The organism is Azospira oryzae (assembly GCF_004217225.1).
In the GTDB taxonomy this organism is placed as follows: domain Bacteria; phylum Pseudomonadota; class Gammaproteobacteria; order Burkholderiales; family Rhodocyclaceae; genus Azospira; species Azospira oryzae.
Genome location: NZ_SHKM01000002.1, coordinates 682,595 through 699,131 on the forward strand (window position 1 = coordinate 682,595; position 16,537 = coordinate 699,131).

The following is a 16,537-nucleotide window of genomic DNA, read 5'->3' on the forward strand; positions in this document are numbered from 1 at the left end:
TTACATGGAGGCCGGGCAGGAAACACCCAGCAGGGCCATGCCGTTACGGATCACCTGGCGCACGGCGGCGGCCAGGGCGACGCGGGAACGGGCCAGGTCGGCGTCGTCCACCAGCATGCGTTCGGCATTGTAATAACTGTGGAAGTCGGCGGCCAGGTCCTTCAGGTAGAAGGCCACCTGGTGCGGCGCCAGGTCTGCGGCGGCATTGGCGACCACTTCGGGGAAGGCGGCCAGGCGGGCGGCCACGGCCAGTTCCCGCGGGTGGGTCAGCAGGCCCAGGTCGGCACCGGCCAGTTCGGCCTCGTTGCCGCCGGCTTCGCCCCACTGTTTGACCACGGAACAGACCCGGGCGTGGGCGTACTGGATGTAATAGACCGGGTTCTCGTTGGTCTGGCTCTTGGCCAGGTCCAGGTCGAAGTCCAGGTGCTGGTCGGACTTGCGCAGCACGTAGAAGAAGCGGCAGGCGTCGTTGCCCACTTCGCCGCGCAGCTGGCGCAGGGTGACGAACTCGCCGGAGCGGGTGGACATGGCGGCCTTCTCGCCGTTGCGGTAGAGCACGGCGAACTGCACCAGGGCCACGTGCAGCTTGGCTTCGTCCTGATCCAGGGCCTGGAGGGCGCCCTTCACCCGGGGGATGTAGCCGTGGTGGTCGGCGCCCCAGATGTTGATGACCTTGTCGAAGCCCCGGTCGAACTTGTTGAGGTGGTAGGCGATGTCGGAGGCGAAGTAGGTGAACAGGCCGTTCTCCCGCTGCACCACCCGGTCCTTCTCGTCGCCGAAGGCGGTGGAACGGAACCATTTGGCGCCGTTCTGCACGTATAGGTGGCCGGCGGCTTCCAGCTTTTCCACGCACTTGGCCACCAGGCCGGTATCGAAGAGGGACTTCTCGGAGAACCAGACGTCGAAGTGCACGCCGAACTCTTCCAGGTCGTCCTTGCCGTCAGCCAGCTGCTCGGACAGGGCGTGCTGGTGGATGTAGCTCCAGTCCGGGCCGAGCAGGTTCTTGGCGTTGGCGATGAGGGCGTCCAGGTGGCCCTCCTTGTCCGCTTCCACGTCGGGAGCGCCGGCCAGGATGTCCGCCGCCGGGCGCAGGTACTTGTTGCCGTGTGCGTCCTTGATCTGGCGGGCCATGTCGCGCACGTAGTCGCCCTGGTAGCCGTTGGGCGGGAAGGGGACGTTGATGTCGTAGAGACCGAGGTAGCGCAGCCAGGTGGAGAGACCGAGGATGTCCATCTGCCGGCCGGCGTCATTGACGTAGTACTCCCGGGTCACATCCCAGCCGACGAAGGCCAGCAGGCTGGAGAGGGAGGCGCCATAGGCGGCGCCGCGGCCATGGCCGACGTGGAGGGGGCCGGTGGGGTTGGCGGAGACGAATTCCACCTGCACCTTCTGCTTGCCGCCGGCGTTGCTGCGGCCGTATTCCCCGGCCTTGGCCAGCACGGTCTGGACCACGGCGGTCTTGGCGGCGGCCTTGAGGGTGAAGTTGATGAAGCCGGCGCCGGCGATGTCCACCTTTTCCACCCAGGCGGAGGGCGGCAGCTCATTGACCAGCTGCTGGGCGATTTCCCGCGGGTTCTTTTTCAGTTCCCGGGCCAGCTGCATCGCCACGTTGGCGGCGAAGTCGCCGTGGGACTCCTGTTTCGGGCGTTCCAGGGCGATGGGCGTGGCGGCGTGATCGGGGGCCACGCTCTTCAGGGCGGTCTGCAGCAGGTCGGCCAGGTGGGCCTTGATATCTTGACTCATAGGGAAATCGGGCGGTGCCAAAAGCTTGAAAGGGCCGATTATACCTGCCCGGCGCCGCGGGCCGGTCTGGATTCTGGTATTCTCGGCGGCTCCCTCCCCCGCCTCTTCCCGACTGACCATGCGCCTGCTGCGCCTCGCCAAGATCGCCACCGTCGCCATCCGTTACGGCCTCGACCAGATGGTGCTGGAACACGAGCCCACCGGCCGTGCCCGGGGCCTCTCCCGGCTTTCCCGCGCCCTCTTCTTCTGGCGCGACCTGGACCGCCGCTCCGAGGCCGAGCGCCTGCGCCTGGCCCTGGAAGCCCTGGGCCCCATCTTCGTCAAATTCGGCCAGGTGCTGTCCACCCGCCGCGACCTGTTGCCGCCGGACCTGGCGGAGGAACTGGCCAAGCTGCAGGACCAGGTGCCGCCCTTCCCCTCGGAACAGGCCATCGCCCAGGTGGAAGCAGCCTACGGCAAGCCCCTGGCGGAAATCTTCGCCGAGTTCGACCCGACCCCGGTGGCCTCCGCCTCCGTCGCCCAGGTCCATTTCGCCCGCCTGCACGACGGCCGCGAGGTGGCGGTGAAGGTGCTGCGCCCCGGCATGAAGCCGGTTATCGGCCACGACCTGGCCCTCATGGACACCCTGGCCGGCCTTACCGAAAAGCTGTGGGCCGACGGCAAGCGCCTGAAGCCCCGGGAGGTGGTGGCCGAGTTCGCCAAGCACCTCTACGACGAGCTGGACCTGATGCGGGAAGCGGCCAACTGCTCCCAGCTGCGCCGCAATTTCGAGAATTCCCCCCTGCTGCTGGTGCCCGAGGTGCATTGGGACTACTGCACCCCCTCGGTGATGGTCATGGAGCGCATGCACGGCATCCCCATCAGCCAGACCCAGCGCCTGCAGGCCCAGGGCACCGACTTGAAGGCCCTGTCCCGGGCCGGGGTGGAGATATTCTTCACCCAGGTCTTCCGCGACGGCTTCTTCCACGCCGACATGCACCCGGGCAACATCTTCGTCCATGCCGACGGCCGCTACATCGCCCTGGATTTCGGCATCGTCGCCACGCTGAACGACAACGACAAGAACTACCTGGCCCAGAACTTCCTGGCCTTCTTCCGCCGCGACTACAAGCGGGTGGCCGAGGCCCACATCGAATCCGGCTGGGCCCCCGCCGACACCCGGGTGGACGAGCTGGAAGCGGCCATCCGCGCCGTCTGCGAGCCCATCTTCGACCGCCCCCTGAAGGACATTTCCTTCGGCAAGCTGCTCTTGCGCCTGTTCCAGACCAGCCGCCGCTTCAATGTGGAAATCCAGCCCCAGCTGGTGATGCTGCAGAAGACCCTGCTCAACATCGAAGGCCTGGGCCGCCAGCTGGACCCGGACCTGGACCTGTGGAAGACCGCCAAGCCCTTCCTCGAGAAGTGGATGGAAAGCCAGATGGGCTGGCGCGGTTTCGTGCGCAACCTGAAGAACGAGGCGCCCTACTGGGCCCGCAGCCTGCCCCAGATTCCCCGCCTGGCCCAGCAGGCCCTGGCCGCCCAGGCCCGGGCGCCGGAAACCGGCGTCGCCACCCAGGCGGCCCTGGCCGCCATCCAGGCCACCCAGGCCCGCCACGAGCGCTGGCTGCGCCTGGCCCTGCTGCTGGCCGCCGGCATCTTCGCCCTGGAAATCTTCCGCAGCCTGGGCTGAGTCCGGGCCCGCCGCCTGCGCCGCCATGCACCGCACCCTCCGCCTCATCGGTGCCGCCAGCGGCGTCGGCGCCCAGGACCCGGGCTGCCACGCCGGCCCCACCGCCCTGCACCGGGCCCACGCCTTCGATGACCTGCAACGCCGCCCCGATCTCAGCTGGGGCGAAACCCTCTTTCCGCGCCAGGCCCTGGGCGGCCGCGTGGCCGAGGTGGCCGACCTCTGCCAGCGCCTGGCCGAGGCAGTGCGCCAGGCCCGGGAGCGGGGCGAGACCCCGGTGGTGCTGGGCGGCGACCACTCCTGCGCCATCGGCACCTGGAGCGGCGTCCGCGCCGCCAGCCCGGCGCCCGTCGGCCTGCTCTGGCTCGACGCCCATCTGGACAGCCACACCCCCGAAAGCACCCATTCCGGCGCCCTCCACGGCATGCCCCTGGCCTGCCTGCTGGGCCAGGGCGACCGGCGCCTGGTGACCGTGGGCGGCCCCGGGCCCAAGCTGCTGCCCGGGCATGTGGCCCTCATCGGGGTGCGCAGCTACGAGCCGGAGGAGCGGGAGTTCCTCGACCGCCTCGGGGTGCGCGTGTTCACCATTGACGAGGTGCGGCAGCGGGGCCTGCCGGCAGTCTTCGGCGAAGCCCTGGCCCGGGTGCGACAGGCGCCCGGAGGCTACGGTGTCAGCCTGGACCTGGACGTCTTCGATCCCCGGGAAGCGCCGGGGGTGGGCAGCCCGGAACCGGCGGGGCTGTCCCAGACCGAACTGATGCCGGCCCTGGCCGGCCTGGCCGGGGACCCGGCCCTGCTGGCCCTGGAGGTGATGGAGTTCAACCCGGACCGGGATGCGGGCGGGCGCACGGCAGCCCTGCTGGCCCGGCTCATCGGTGCCGTCTTCCCCCGCCGGCACGGGGCCTGAGAGGGCCGCCGGACGGGCGTTCCAGCCCGGCTGCAGGGCAGCGGTGACGGCCTTTCCCGGGGTCTGCCCGCAGGCGGTCCAAAATGGTGCGCCAAGGCACTGATTTGCTTGCCCTAAATCCTGCCGGCGCGGTGCAAAAATGTGGCTAAACTTGCGCGTTTTTCAATTTCCGCCCAGCCGCTGCCCCGGGGCTTTACTCCATGACCACGCTCCTGGCCTTCGTCATCCTCTATCTCCTGGTCTCCATCGGCATCGGCCTGTTCGCTGCCACCCGGGTCCATAGCGCCAAGGATTTCGCCGTCGCCGGCCGCAGCCTGCCCCTGTCGGTGGCCACCGCCTTGGCCTCAGCGAACTCAACCCGGCCGACGCTTCCTGCACTGGCGCCAAGTGCCGGCGTTCCGTCGGGGCTTGGTGATCCGGGACCTGGCCACCGCCCTGCGGGAAAGGAAGGCTGACTTGGCCACCCTGCTGGCCATCGAGGTGGGCAAAATCTGCAGTGAGGCGGAAGTGGAAATCCGGGAAATGATCGACATCGCCGACTACGTCGTCGGTCTCTTCCGTTAGTTCCACGGCCTCAGCCTGCCCTTGGAGCGGCCCCTCCATCACCTGTTGGAGCGCTGGCAACCTCGGGCCCGATAGTGGTGATCACTGCCTTCAACTTTCCCGCTCCGGTGTGGGCCTGGAATGCCTTTATCACTGCCGTCTGCGGCGATACGGTGGTGTGGAAGCCGTCGCCCAAGGCGCCCCTCACCGCCATCGTCATCCAGAAGGTGTGGTGGATGAGGTGTGCCGCAACCACGGCGCCCAGGGCGTATTCACCCTGCTGCTGCCGGACGAAGCGGAAATGAGCCAGGCCCTGGCCATCAACTACGGTAACCAGCTGTCCCCGGCTCAGGGCATCCGCTTCGAACTGCCGGGCAGATGGCCGGCTAGGTAATTCCAGGCAGGGTGTCCGACTCCAGAGGGCCGTCTGCCGCTGCCTTCGGCGGCAGGGGCGCGAAGTAGCCGGCAGCCAGTACCAGCAGGGCGACGCCGATGAGGGTGGCAGTCCAGGTAAGGGTGCCCCTGCCCATGGTGTCGAACAGCAGCAGCTTGGCTCCCACCAGGCCCAGCAGGAGCATGCCGCCGAACCAGCGGTGGCGCAGTTCCCGGTGGGAAGCGTGGATCATGGTGGCAATGGCGGTGGTGCTCCAGAACAGGGTGAGCAGGGCCTGGAAGAGGGTGGCATGCATCAGCGTCGGGAAATTGAAAGGAATCCCGCCCCAGTGATGGGCAATACGTGCAGCCAGGGCCGAGAGCCAGAGAAAGGCCAGCAGGGCCGTGAGAACCCGCAGCAGGGGGGCGACGGCGGCAGCGAGCTGGCGGCCTAGAAGCACGAGGGCGCCCAGGGCGGCGAGTTGCCCCGCGTCGAAAATATTGAGCAGGGGCAGGTAGGGCCAGCCGAGGCCATCAAGGCCACTCAGGCGCAGATTGCCCCAGGGCAGCAGCAGGAGCAGGCCGAACAGGGGCGGCAGCACGCCGTAGGGGATGTAGCCGGCCCCTGCCGCCGTGAATGGCCAGCGCTGTCGCTGCTGTCCCAGGACCGGCAGGGCCAGCCCGGCGGCGAGTACCAAGACCACGGCGACAAAGGACCACAGGGTCGGTGCCGGCATCAGGTGCCGGGCCTGCCAGGCCAATTCCCAGGCCAGGGCGAAGAGCAGCAGCCACCAGGCGCCCAGATGGCGGATGGCGGCCAGGCCTGTCTCGCCCTGGCGCTCGTGGCGGGCCAGGAGTACGTAATGGACAGCCAGGGCCAGGGGCAGCACCAAAGCCATGAAGCCGGCCAGGGGATGGCCGTGGCGGCCGATGCCTGCCAGCGCCGCCACCACCAACCCAACCAGTAGCAGCACGGCGGCGGGCCGCAGTTGGGGCCAGCGCCAGAGGCTGATCAGGCCTTCCTGGAGGAGCACCGTGGCGGTAATGAAGAGTAGGGCGTAGGGAGCATGCAGGCTGTCAGGGGCAAAACGGTAGATTTCGTCCAGGCCCGGGCCCAACCACCACAGCATGGCCCAGGCCCAGGGCAAGAAAGGCAGTAGCGCCGCCGAGGAGGCCCGGGAGCGCAGCTGGCGGGCGGAAAAGAGGCCGGCCAGGACCAGGATGAGGGCACCGAGCATCGCGTCGTTCGCCACCGGCAGGCGGTGGCCGAGCGCTGCCCAGCCCAGCAGCAGGGACAGGCCGGCCGCCAGTTGCATGAGGAAGCCGCTGACCTGGGCCAACTTGCGTTCCTGCCGCACCCCGAACCACAGCACCGCCGCCCCTTCCGCCGCCCAGAAGGCGGAGGTCACCTGGGCGTCGAAGGCCAGGGGGATGGCGATGGTGAGGAAGACCACGGCGATGCCCAGATGACTGCGCTCCACCAGCAGGTTGGCCGGTTCCCGACGTCGGAAAAGCAGGGCCCACAGGCCAAAATACCAAAGAGCGGCGATGAGGGTGCTCCAGGCCAGGCCGTAGCGCTCGCCCTCCATCAGCCGGGCCTGCAGGAAAGTGCCGGCCAAGGGGGTGCCGAAAAGCAGGATGCCATCGCGCCAGGCAGCCAGGCCGGGCGCCCGCAGCAGGGCAGTGGCCACCGGCATGGCCGAATAGACGGAGAGGAAGAGGACGAGGAAAGCCTGGGTTAGCAGGTAGTGCCGGGGCTGGTAGCCGTCCATGGCCCAGGCCATGCCCACCGCCAGGGTGAAGAAGAAGCCGGCGATATTGAGCACCCGCCAGGCCCGGAACCAGTCCACTGCCAGGATGAAGACATTGAGCAGGGTGAAATAGGCGAACAGGGGCAGGGGGCTGTCGGCCTGACCGCCGGCCAGTATCGGGGCCAGGAAGGCGCCGGAAAGGCCAAGTACGGCCAGGACTGGGGCATCCTGGCGCGCCGCCAGGAAGACGCAGGCGATGCCCAGCAGGGCGAAGAGCGCGAAGGCCGGTCCTTGGCCGATCATGGTGTAGCGCTGCAGCATGAAATAGGCGACCAGATAGAGCAGGGCGAAGCCGCCACCCTGGAGGGCCTGGCCGAAGGTGCGATGTTTTTCCTCCCCGGCTCGGTTCCAGCCGAAGGCGATCATGGCGATGCCGCTGGCGGCTGCGATAAGGAGACGCAGGGGCACTGGCAACAGGCCGTAATCCACTGCCAGGCGCAGGCCCGAGGCGATGCCGAAGAAGAGCAGGACGATGCCGATCTTGGCCAGGGGATTGATGGCCCACAGCCGCCGGGCCCAGTCCGGTGGCTCCAGGGTAAAGGGCTGGCCCGTTACGGGGCGGGCTGCTGGAGGCGGGCTGTCGGCGAGGGGGGCTGGTTGGGGCGGCATTGCCACGGGCGGAGCTTGCACCGCTTGGGGGACGGGGGAGGTCGGGGCAGGTGTTTCCCAACTGCTCTCAGCTACGGCGGTAGAGGCGGTCGCGGTGCCCTTGAGCACCTCCACCTCCCGGCGCAAGGCTTGGACCTGGTTTTCCAGCAGCTGCAGGCGCTGCCGGAAGTCCGGGCCGACTGCCGGCTCCCGCTTGTTTCCCTGGCGTCCCAGCCAGTGGCCGATGAGGCCGCCCGCGAGGGCGCCGGCCAGGCTGCCGAAGCTGCCCAGGGGGCTGCCGATGATCAGGCCGATGACTGCTCCCAGTAACCACATGATGCGTCCTTTCCTCGTTCCGGCCGCCGTTTGGAGGCCGCCAAGCTGTCCCGCGAGTATAGGGATATTCCGATGGTATTGTCTCGCTGCCGCTACAGGTGCCTGCCTGCTGAAGCGGATGGATCGGCCGGTCCATGGGGGCGACCTACAATGAAAGGACTTCCTGCAATCCGGGAGGTGGTACGAATGAGCCGAAAATCGTTGTGGAGCCTGGTCGCCACGATCCTTGTGGTGACGGCCTGCGGCGTAATTCCCCTGGCGCTCCCGCCAGCCGCTACCCAGCTTGAATTTTCCCTGGCCAGCGGTACGTACCGGTGTGAACTGGGGGTGTCGCTGCAGCTGGGGCGGCAAGTTCGCGAAGGAGTGAACTACCGCATCCTGCTCGCCGGCTAAACCAGTTTGTCCCTGGTCAGCGAGTGCCAGCCGGGATGAGGCTGGTGGCCTTGTCCCGTGGCTGTGCCTGATCCGCTCCGCTAGCGGCGTCAGCGCCAAGGTAGCGGGTGACCAAGAAGTCCTGGGTTATGGTTCGGCCCAGAGCAGGGCTATGGCTGTTCCCCCGTTCCGATACAGTTATCGCCGGAATGGTGCCAATCGCTTGATTTGGCTGCTTTTCGTCAGTCTTTTAAAGGGGAATCCGGCTATACTCTTGCCCGCTTTTTCCAATCCCCTTTTTCTGACTTCCTGCCCGGGTTTCTGACATGACCACGCTCCTGGCCTTCGTCATCCTCTATCTCCTGGTCTCCATCGGCATCGGCCTGTTCGCTGCCACCCGGGTCCATAGCGCCAAGGATTTCGCCGTCGCCGGCCGCAGCCTGCCCCTGCCGGTGGTCACCGCCACGGTCTTCGCCACCTGGTTCGGCGCCGAGGCCGTGCTCGGGGTCTCCGCCACCTTCGTCAAGGAAGGTCTGGGCGGTGTCGTCGCCGACCCCTTCGGCGCCTCCCTCTGTCTCATCCTGGCCGGCCTCTTCTTCGCCAGCAAGCTGTACCGGATGAACCTGCTGACCATCGGCGACTACTACCGGCTGCGCTACAACCGCACCGTCGAGGTGCTCACCACTCTTTGCGTCGTGGTCTCCTACCTGGGTTGGGTCTCGGCCCAGATCAAGGCCCTGGGTCTGGTCTTCTTCGTCGTCACCGGCGGCGCCGTGTCCCAGGAGGCGGGCATGATCCTGGGTGCCCTCATCGTGCTGACCTACACCACTTTCGGCGGCATGTTCTCCGTGGCCATCCTGGACTTCGTGCAGATCACCGTGATCATGGGCGGCATGCTCTACATCGGCTACGTCATCTCCGGCCTCACCGGCGGCGTCGGCGCCGTGGTCGGCCACGCGGCGGCGGCGGGCAAGCTGGACTTCTTCCCCAAGGGCGGGCTCGAGGTGTGGGTGCCCTTCATCGGCGCCTGGATGACCATGATGCTGGGCTCCATTCCGCAGCAGGACGTGTTCCAGCGCATCACCTCGGCCAGGAACGAGAAGACCGCCATCCGCGGCTCGGTGCTGGGCGGCAGCCTCTACTTCGCCTTCGCCTTCGTGCCCATGTTCCTGGCCTACGCCGCCACCCTGATCGACCCGGCCATGTTCGGCGACCTGCTGGAACAGGATTCCCAGCTGGTGCTGCCCACCCTGATCCTGCAGCACACGCCGGTGTTCGCCCAGGTGGTGTTCTTCGGCGCCCTGCTCTCGGCCATCATGAGCTGCTCCTCGGCCACCCTGCTGGCGCCCTCCGTGGCCTTCTCCGAGAACATCCTGCGCGGCTTCTTCCCGCGCATGCCGGACCGCACCTTCCTCCTGGCCATGCGCACGGTGATCGTCTGCTTCGCCGGCACTGTGCTGCTGTTCGCCCTCAATTCCAACGAGAGCATCTTCCACATGGTGGAGAACGCCTACAAGATCACCCTGGTCACCGCCTTCATTCCCCTTTTCGCCGGCCTCTACTGGAAGAGGGCCAACACCCAGGGCGCCCTGTTCGCCATCTTCTCCGGCTTCTTCACCTGGATCCTCATGGAAGTGCTGGGGCCGGAAGACGCCACCTGGCCGCCCCAGGTGCTGGGCTTCCTTGTCGCCGGCGTGGCCATGGTGGCCGGTTCCCTGCTGCCCCGCGTGGTGGGCCAGCCGACTCCGGTGCCCTTCGGCCACGAGCATCATGCTGCCGGCCTGACCCATCACCTGGGCGAACACCCCCACCATCACGACGGCCGCTGACGGCCGACTGCGGCATGGCACGGTTGCCATGCCTAATGGGTCACACCGGCCGGGCTGAAATAGGCGCACAATGTTCCTTCGCCCGCCGGGCCAAGGAGGTTGGCCCGGCGCCCCGATTCCAGCCCATGACCCGGAGAATAAATACATGGTGACAAAGGTCAGCAAGCCCGCAACCCGCAAGTCCGCCGCCCTCGGCAACACCGCCCCCAAGGCCGCCACCAAGGTGGTGGCCAAGCCCCGCCCCAGCCGCGCCCGCCCGGTGAAGAGCGGCGACGTGGCCCCGGCCCACAGCCCTGCCGGCGTAGAGAGTTTCGAAGTCGGCCAGGCCGTGGCCGCCGCCCAGAATTCCAAGGTCGTCGCCATGCGCGACATCCTCAGCCGTACCCAGGGCACCGACCTCAAGTCCGTGGCCAAGACCCTGGAAGCCATTGTCGCCGGCGCTTCCCCCGACGACGTGAAGATGCTGCGGGACACCCTGTTCAAGGACGAGGTGCCGGCGGACAAGCTGCCGGTGAGCCCGGACGACCAGCTCTCCGACGAGTGGCGTACCGGCGGTTATCCCTACAAGAACCTGATGACCCGCAAGAACTACGAGAAGCAGAAGTACCGCCTGCAGGTGGAACTGCTGAAGCTCCAGGCCTGGGTCAAGGAAACCGGGCAGCGGGTGGTGATCCTCTTCGAAGGCCGGGACGCGGCCGGCAAGGGGGGCGCCATCAAGCGTTTCACCGAGCACCTGAATCCCCGGGGCGCCAGGGTGGTGGCCCTGGAAAAGCCCTCGGAAGTGGAACGGGGCCAGTGGTATTTCCAGCGCTACATCCAGCACCTGCCCACCGCCGGAGAGATCGTCATGTTCGACCGCTCCTGGTACAACCGGGCCGGGGTGGAACGGGTCATGGGCTTCTGCGACCAGGACGAGTACGCCGAGTTCATGCGCCAGTGCCCCGAGTTCGAGCGCAACCTGGCCCGCAGCGGCATCCACCTGATCAAGTTCTGGTTCTCCGTCAGCCGGGCCGAACAGCGCCGCCGTTTCAAGGAGCGGGAAACCCATCCCCTGAAGCAGTGGAAGCTCTCCCCCATCGACCTGGCCTCCCTGGACAAATGGGAGGACTACACCAAGGCCAAGGAGGCCATGTTCTTCTACACCGACACGGCCGACTCCCCGTGGACCGTGGTCAAGTCCGACTGCAAGAAGCGGGCGCGGCTCAACGCCATGCGCTACATCCTGCACAAGCTGCCCTACAAGAATAAGGACGTGGAGCGCATCGGCCCCCTGGACCCCCTGCTGGTGGGCCGGGCCAACGTGGTGTACGAACGGGGCGAACACGAAGGCACGGCGATTCTGTAAGCGCCGGCATCCGGCAAAGAAAAAGCCCGCTCGTTTGAGCGGGCTTTTTTTTATGCCGGGAACAGGCAGGCCTAGGCTATCTGTAACTTGGGATTGGGGCCATATTCATTTTCTGCCGGATCGCTGTCTATTAGCATGAAGATCAGCAGAACAATCATACCCAGAAGGGGGACTAGACCCAGCAATAGCCACCACCCCGAGCGACCCGTATCGTGCAGGCGCCGGATGGCGACGCCGAGGCCGGGCAGGAACACCAACAGGCCGTATACAGCCCCCAGAATGCCAAAGCCTTCATGGGCGAGGCCTTCGACGAAGCCCAGGATGAACCCGATGATCAGGTTGAACAGGCAGAACATCCAGTATTCCTTGCGCCGTGCCCGACCGTTGAATACGGCATATTTTTTCAGTACTGCCAGATACCAGTTCATGCTGACTCCTTAGACATTAATTCCGGATGAAGCTGCCCGGCGAGAGTAAGGAGCTAACAGAAATATGTCAAACGGGTGTAGCCAAAGTGTCCGGCCCATCTGGGTTTCAGGCCGACGCTGAAAACGATGGGCCGGGTGTGGACTTAGACGCCCTTGGCGAAAATGGCCTCGGCTGCGGCGATGGTGGCGGCGATGTCGGCTTCCGTGTGGGCGGCGGAGACGAAGCCGGCTTCAAAGGCGGAAGGCGCCAGGTAGTGGCCGGCCTCCAGCATGGCGTGGAAGAAGCGGTTGAAGGCCTCCTTGTCGCACTGCATCACCTCGGCGAAGGAGGTGGGCGGGGTGGCGCTGAAGTACAGGCCGAACATGCCGCCCACGCTCTGGGCGCAGAAGGTGACGCCGTGCTTCTTGGCGGCGGCGGTGAGGCCGTCGGTGAGCTGCTTGGTGCGGGCGGCCAGGCTGTCGTAGAAGCCAGGGGCCCGGGTGGCCTTCAGGGTCACCAGGCCGGCGGCCACGGCCACCGGGTTGCCGGAGAGGGTGCCGGCCTGATACACCGGGCCCAGGGGGGCGATCTTTTCCATGATTTCCCGCTTGCCGCCGAAGGCCGCCACCGGCATGCCACCGCCGATGACCTTGCCCAGGGTGGTGAGGTCCGGGGTGATGCCGAAGAGGCCCTGGGCGCACTGGGGGCCGACGCGGAAGCCGGTCATGACCTCGTCGAAGATGAGCACGGCGCCGTGCTTGCTGCACAGCTCGCGCATGGCCTGCATGAACTCGGGCTTGGGCGCGATCAGGTTCATGTTGCCGGCCACCGGCTCGACGATGACGGCGGCGATTTCGCTGCCCTGCTTGGCAAAGGCTTCGGCCAGTTGTTCGGCATTGTTGTATTCGAGCACCAGGGTGTGCTTGGCCACGTCGGCGGGGACGCCGCCGGAGGAGGGATTGCCGAAGGTCAGCAGGCCGGAACCGGCCTTCACCAGCAGGCTGTCGGAATGGCCGTGGTAGCAGCCCTCGAACTTCACCAGCAGGTCCCGGCCGGTATGGCCCCGGGCCAGGCGGATGGCGCTCATGGTGGCTTCGGTGCCGGAGGAGACAAGGCGCACCATGTCCAGGGAGGGCAGGATGTCGCAGAGCAGGTCGGCGATCTCGATCTCGGCCTCGGTGGGGGCGCCGAAGGACAGGCCCAGGGCGGCGGCCTCCTGCACGGCCTTGACCGTGGGGGCGTGGGTGTGGCCCAGGATCAGGGGGCCCCAGGAACCGACGTAATCCAGGTAGCTCTTGCCTTCCGCGTCCCACACCCGGGGGCCTTCGCCGCGGGTGAAGAAGCGGGGGGCGCCGCCGACGGAGCGGAAGGCCCGCACGGGGGAATTCACGCCGCCGGGAATGTGGCGTTGGGCGGCATCGAAGAGTTGCTGGTTACGAGAGCTCATGGGCAGCACTTTCTGCAAAAAGACGTTGATAGGCGGCGGCCCGGGCGGTCACGTCCGGGGCCTCGAACAAATCGGTGATGACGGCGATGAACTGGGCGCCGGCGGCGATGACCGGGGCGGCGTTGTCCAGGGTGATGCCGCCGATGGCGGCGACCTGTACGCCAGGCAACTCCTGGCGGGCCCGGGTGACCAGGTTGAAAGGCGCCCGGGGCGCCTGGGGCTTGGTCGGGGAAGCGTACATGGCGCCGAAGGCGACGTAATTGACGCCGGCCGCGGCGGCGGCCTGGGTCCGGGCGAAATCGGCGTAGCAGGAGGTGCCGATGAGCTTGTCGGGACCCAGCAGGGCGCGGGCGGCGGCCAGGTCCCCGTCCTCGCCGCCGAGATGGACGCCGTCGGCATCCACTTCCCGGGCCAGGGCTGCATCGTCGTTGATGATGAGGCGGGTGCCGTGGCGGCGGCACAGGGCCCGCAGGGCGGTGGCCTGTTCCCGGCGGCGGGCGTCGTCGCCGCTCTTGTCCCGGTACTGCAGCAGGGGAATGCCGGCAGCCAGGGCTGCCTCGGCCAGCATCAGCAGACGCGGCGTCTCCAGGCCGTCGGGGGTGACGGCGTAAAGGCCGGGGCGGGGGCGCTTAAGCATCGCCCTCTCTGCCCTCTTCCGGCGCCCGGGCCCAGAAGAAGCGGTCCGGGATGTACTGGCCCATGCCGGGGCGGAAGCCGGCGGCCAGGGCCTGCCAGGTGTACTCCTGAGCGTCCCGCACCGCGTCGCCCAGTTCCAGGCCGTTGGCCAGGTTGGCGGCGATGGCGGAGGCCAGGGTACAGCCGGAGCCGTGGTAGCTGCCGGGCAGCCGCTCCCAGCGGTCGGCCCGCACCATGCCATGCTCGTTGTAGAGGGTGTTGATGACCTGGCCGGTGTTTTCGTGGGTGCCCGTGAGCAGCACGTATTCGCAGCCGTAGCTGACCAGGCGGCGGGCGCACTCCTCCAGTTCCGGCTCCTCCTCGTCCTCCTCGGCCAGGCGGCGGGCCTCCAGACTGTTGGGGGTGAGGATGGTGGTCTGGGGCAGCAGCAGTTCCTTCATGGCGGCGATGAGGTCCTCCGTCGCCAGCTCGTCGCCCCGGCCGGAGGCCAGCACCGGGTCCAGGATCAGGGGAATGTGGGGATAGTCGGAGACGATCTCGGCAATGGCCGCCACGTTTTCCACGCTGCCGATGAGGCCGATCTTGAAGGCGGCCACCGGCATGTCCTCCAGCAGGGAGCGGGCCTGGTCCTCGACCCAGTCCGGCTCCATGGGCAGGACCGCATCCACCCCGGCGGTGTCCTGGACGGTGATGGCGGTGATCACCGAGAGGGGGTGGCAGCCCATGCTGGCCAGGGTCAGGATGTCCGCCTGGACGCCGGCGCCGCCGGTGGGGTCGGAGGCGGCAAAGGTGAGGACAATGGGGGGCGACAGCTGGGGGGAGGGGTTTTGTGGCATTGCAGCACGCTTTCTGCCTTTCGGCGGCGCAGCGCTTTGGGTAAGATCAAGGGCCCCGATTCTAGCCTAAAACCCCCTTCCGAGCTTTGATATGACCCAGCCTGAATCCACCCCGCCAGGAGGTCCTTACCGGACCTGGATGTGCCAGATTTGCGGTTTCATCTACGACGAGGCCGCCGGACTGCCGGAAGAGGGCATCGCCCCCGGTACCCGTTGGCAAGACATTCCCATGAACTGGGTCTGTCCCGAGTGCGATGCGCGCAAGGAAGACTTCGAAATGGTGGAAATCTAGGAAAATCCCGGGCGAAGGTTTAGTATTGCTGCATAAAATCCAGAAGCCCCGGCTGGTTCCGGGGTAATCGAGAGATCTTGGGAGGTTGATTTGCCGGATGCCACTGCCCAGCGCGGCGTGAAAGTGATGGTGATTGACGATAGCAATACCATCCGTCGCAGCGCTGAAATCTTCCTGGTGCAGGCAGGATGCCAGGTGGTGCTGGCCGAGGACGGGTTCGATGCCCTGGCCAAGATCGCCGACCACCAACCAGACATCGTCTTCTGCGACATCATGATGCCCCGTCTGGACGGTTACCAGACCTGCGCCCTGATCAAGAAAAACGCCCGTTTCCGCAACACCCCGGTGATCATGCTGTCCTCCAAGGACGGCCTTTTCGACCGGGCCCGGGGGCGTATGGTCGGTTCCGACCAGTACCTCACCAAGCCCTTTACCAAAGACAGTTTGCTGCAGGCTGTGGCCACCTACGGGCCCCAGCAGGTTCAATAAGCGTTAGCCGAGAGAGTCCCTATGCCCGTCAAGAAAATCCTCGTGGTGGACGATTCCCCCACCGAACGTCACTTCATGGTCGAAATCCTCACCAAGAACGGTTACCAGGTGGTTACCGCCGAAAACGGTGAGGACGGCATCGCCAAGGCCAAGGCCGAAAAGCCCGACCTGGTGCTGATGGATGTGGTGATGCCCGGCCTCAACGGCTACCAGGCTACCCGTACCCTGACCCGGGACGACGACACCAAGGACATTCCGGTCATCGTCTGCACCTCCAAGGGCCAGGAAACGGACAAGATCTGGGGGCTGCGCCAGGGTGCCCAGGACTACCTGGTGAAACCGGTCAACGCCGAAGAGCTGCTCGCCAAGATCGCCGCACTCTAGGAGGCTGGGGCGGCATGGCCAGAAAAATCAGCCTGCGGCAGTTCCAGGAACACCTGGCGGCACGCCTGTCCAGCGCCGCCCGCGGGCAGGCCGCGGCCGGCCTGCTCGGGGTCCAGGCGGGGAGCCGCCTGTGGCTGCTCAACCTGTCCGATTCGGGGGAAATCATTCCCTCCCCCCATCTGGCTCCCGTGCCCCTGACCAAGCCCTGGTTCGCCGGTATCGCCAACATCCGCGGCAGCCTCTATTCGGTGGCCGACCTTTCCGCCTTCCTTGGCGGCGATCCCACTCCCTACAACGCCAACGTCCGCCTGTTGCTGGTGGGCACCCGCTACGGCTCCAACGCCGCCCTGCTGGTGAACCGTTCCCTGGGGCTGAAGAACCTGGAAACCCTGACGCCTGCCGAGCCGGATGCCTCCCTCCCTGTCTGGGGCCGCGAGTGCTACACGGATGGCGACGGACGGACCTGGCACAAGCTGAACCTGAAGGAACTCCTGGCCGACCCCGATTTCATGCAGATCGGCGCCTGATCACGG

Annotated in this window: 18 protein-coding genes and 1 pseudogene; 13 read left to right on the forward strand and 6 right to left on the reverse strand. The window is 66.8% G+C overall.

Annotation, left to right across the window (positions count from 1 at the left end; genetic code table 11):
- Positions 1-1,743, reverse strand: coding sequence for an arginine--tRNA ligase (argS, locus tag EV678_RS12245; RefSeq protein ID WP_130459716.1), 1,743 nt, complete (start codon positions 1,741-1,743; stop codon positions 1-3).
- Between the two features lie 118 nt (positions 1,744-1,861).
- Here argS and ubiB point away from each other — a divergent pair, with 118 nt between their 5' ends.
- From ubiB to EV678_RS16350, 6 genes and pseudogenes are all read left to right on the forward strand, one after another.
- Positions 1,862-3,412, forward strand: coding sequence for a ubiquinone biosynthesis regulatory protein kinase UbiB (ubiB, locus tag EV678_RS12250; protein WP_130459717.1), 1,551 nt, complete (start codon positions 1,862-1,864; stop codon positions 3,410-3,412).
- Positions 3,413-3,437: 25 nt separating this feature from the next.
- On the forward strand, positions 3,438-4,316 hold the full coding sequence (locus tag EV678_RS12255; RefSeq protein ID WP_014235781.1) for an arginase: 879 nt from the start codon (positions 3,438-3,440) through the stop codon (positions 4,314-4,316).
- A gap of 200 nt (positions 4,317-4,516) precedes the next feature.
- Complete coding sequence (locus tag EV678_RS16095) at positions 4,517-4,771, forward strand: hypothetical protein (RefSeq protein WP_165397493.1); 255 nt, start codon at positions 4,517-4,519, stop codon at positions 4,769-4,771.
- Positions 4,728-4,880, forward strand: coding sequence for an aldehyde dehydrogenase family protein (locus tag EV678_RS16485; RefSeq protein ID WP_268907598.1), 153 nt, complete (start codon positions 4,728-4,730; stop codon positions 4,878-4,880). Before EV678_RS16095 ends, EV678_RS16485 begins: the two co-directional genes overlap by 44 nt.
- A gap of 107 nt (positions 4,881-4,987) precedes the next feature.
- Positions 4,988-5,032, forward strand: a pseudogene (locus tag EV678_RS16605) (hypothetical protein); the annotation flags it as partial.
- Between the two features lie 5 nt (positions 5,033-5,037).
- Positions 5,038-5,253, forward strand: coding sequence for a hypothetical protein (locus tag EV678_RS16350; protein WP_235832476.1), 216 nt, complete (start codon positions 5,038-5,040; stop codon positions 5,251-5,253).
- On the opposite strand, the gene EV678_RS12270 is transcribed toward EV678_RS16350, so the two are convergent.
- Positions 5,246-7,966: a DUF2339 domain-containing protein gene (locus EV678_RS12270; RefSeq protein WP_130459719.1), complete on the reverse strand. Its 2,721-nt coding sequence runs from the start codon at positions 7,964-7,966 to the stop codon at positions 5,246-5,248. The two genes, EV678_RS16350 and EV678_RS12270, sit on opposite strands and share 8 nt — an antisense overlap.
- 186 nt (positions 7,967-8,152) lie before the next feature.
- Here EV678_RS12270 and EV678_RS12275 point away from each other — a divergent pair, with 186 nt between their 5' ends.
- The 3 genes from EV678_RS12275 to ppk2 all read left to right on the forward strand — a co-directional run bounded on the left by EV678_RS12275 (position 8,153) and on the right by ppk2 (position 11,512).
- Complete coding sequence (locus EV678_RS12275) at positions 8,153-8,359, forward strand: hypothetical protein (protein ID WP_014235778.1); 207 nt, start codon at positions 8,153-8,155, stop codon at positions 8,357-8,359.
- A gap of 305 nt (positions 8,360-8,664) precedes the next feature.
- Complete coding sequence (locus EV678_RS12280) at positions 8,665-10,167, forward strand: high affinity choline transporter 1 (RefSeq protein ID WP_130459720.1); 1,503 nt, start codon at positions 8,665-8,667, stop codon at positions 10,165-10,167.
- Between the two features lie 145 nt (positions 10,168-10,312).
- The gene (ppk2, locus tag EV678_RS12285) at positions 10,313-11,512 is read left to right on the forward strand and encodes a polyphosphate kinase 2 (RefSeq protein ID WP_014235776.1); all 1,200 of its coding nucleotides are present in this window, start codon (positions 10,313-10,315) and stop codon (positions 11,510-11,512) included.
- 71 nt (positions 11,513-11,583) lie between these two features.
- Here ppk2 and EV678_RS12290 read toward each other — a convergent pair whose 3' ends face one another.
- From EV678_RS12290 to thiD, 4 genes are all read right to left on the reverse strand, one after another.
- The gene (locus tag EV678_RS12290) at positions 11,584-11,940 is read right to left on the reverse strand and encodes a DUF805 domain-containing protein (protein WP_130459721.1); all 357 of its coding nucleotides are present in this window, start codon (positions 11,938-11,940) and stop codon (positions 11,584-11,586) included.
- A gap of 143 nt (positions 11,941-12,083) precedes the next feature.
- The gene (gene hemL, locus EV678_RS12295) at positions 12,084-13,367 is read right to left on the reverse strand and encodes a glutamate-1-semialdehyde 2,1-aminomutase (protein ID WP_130459722.1); all 1,284 of its coding nucleotides are present in this window, start codon (positions 13,365-13,367) and stop codon (positions 12,084-12,086) included.
- Positions 13,354-14,004 carry a thiamine phosphate synthase gene (thiE, locus tag EV678_RS12300; protein ID WP_130459723.1) on the reverse strand — a complete coding sequence of 217 codons (651 nt, stop codon included), beginning with the start codon at positions 14,002-14,004 and terminating at the stop codon, positions 13,354-13,356. Before thiE ends, hemL begins: the two co-directional genes overlap by 14 nt.
- Complete coding sequence (thiD, locus tag EV678_RS12305) at positions 13,997-14,839, reverse strand: bifunctional hydroxymethylpyrimidine kinase/phosphomethylpyrimidine kinase (protein ID WP_014235773.1); 843 nt, start codon at positions 14,837-14,839, stop codon at positions 13,997-13,999. The genes thiE and thiD overlap by 8 nt, the downstream gene beginning before the upstream one ends.
- Positions 14,840-14,978: 139 nt before the next feature.
- On the opposite strand from thiD, the gene EV678_RS12310 reads away from it, so the two are divergent.
- The 4 genes from EV678_RS12310 (at position 14,979) to EV678_RS12325 (ending at position 16,531) form a co-directional block, all read left to right on the forward strand.
- Positions 14,979-15,131, forward strand: coding sequence for a rubredoxin (locus tag EV678_RS12310; protein ID WP_043797679.1), 153 nt, complete (start codon positions 14,979-14,981; stop codon positions 15,129-15,131).
- A 126-nt stretch (positions 15,132-15,257) separates the two neighbouring features.
- Positions 15,258-15,620 (forward strand): response regulator, encoded by a 363-nt coding sequence (locus EV678_RS12315; protein ID WP_172974747.1) that lies wholly within the window; start codon positions 15,258-15,260, stop codon positions 15,618-15,620.
- Positions 15,621-15,641: 21 nt separating this feature from the next.
- Entirely contained in the window at positions 15,642-16,004 is a 363-nt protein-coding gene (locus EV678_RS12320; RefSeq protein ID WP_014235770.1) for a response regulator transcription factor, read from the forward strand.
- A gap of 14 nt (positions 16,005-16,018) precedes the next feature.
- Positions 16,019-16,531, forward strand: a complete 513-nt coding sequence (locus EV678_RS12325; protein ID WP_014235769.1) for a chemotaxis protein CheW — start codon at positions 16,019-16,021, stop codon at positions 16,529-16,531.
- Positions 16,532-16,537: the final 6 nt, after the last annotated feature.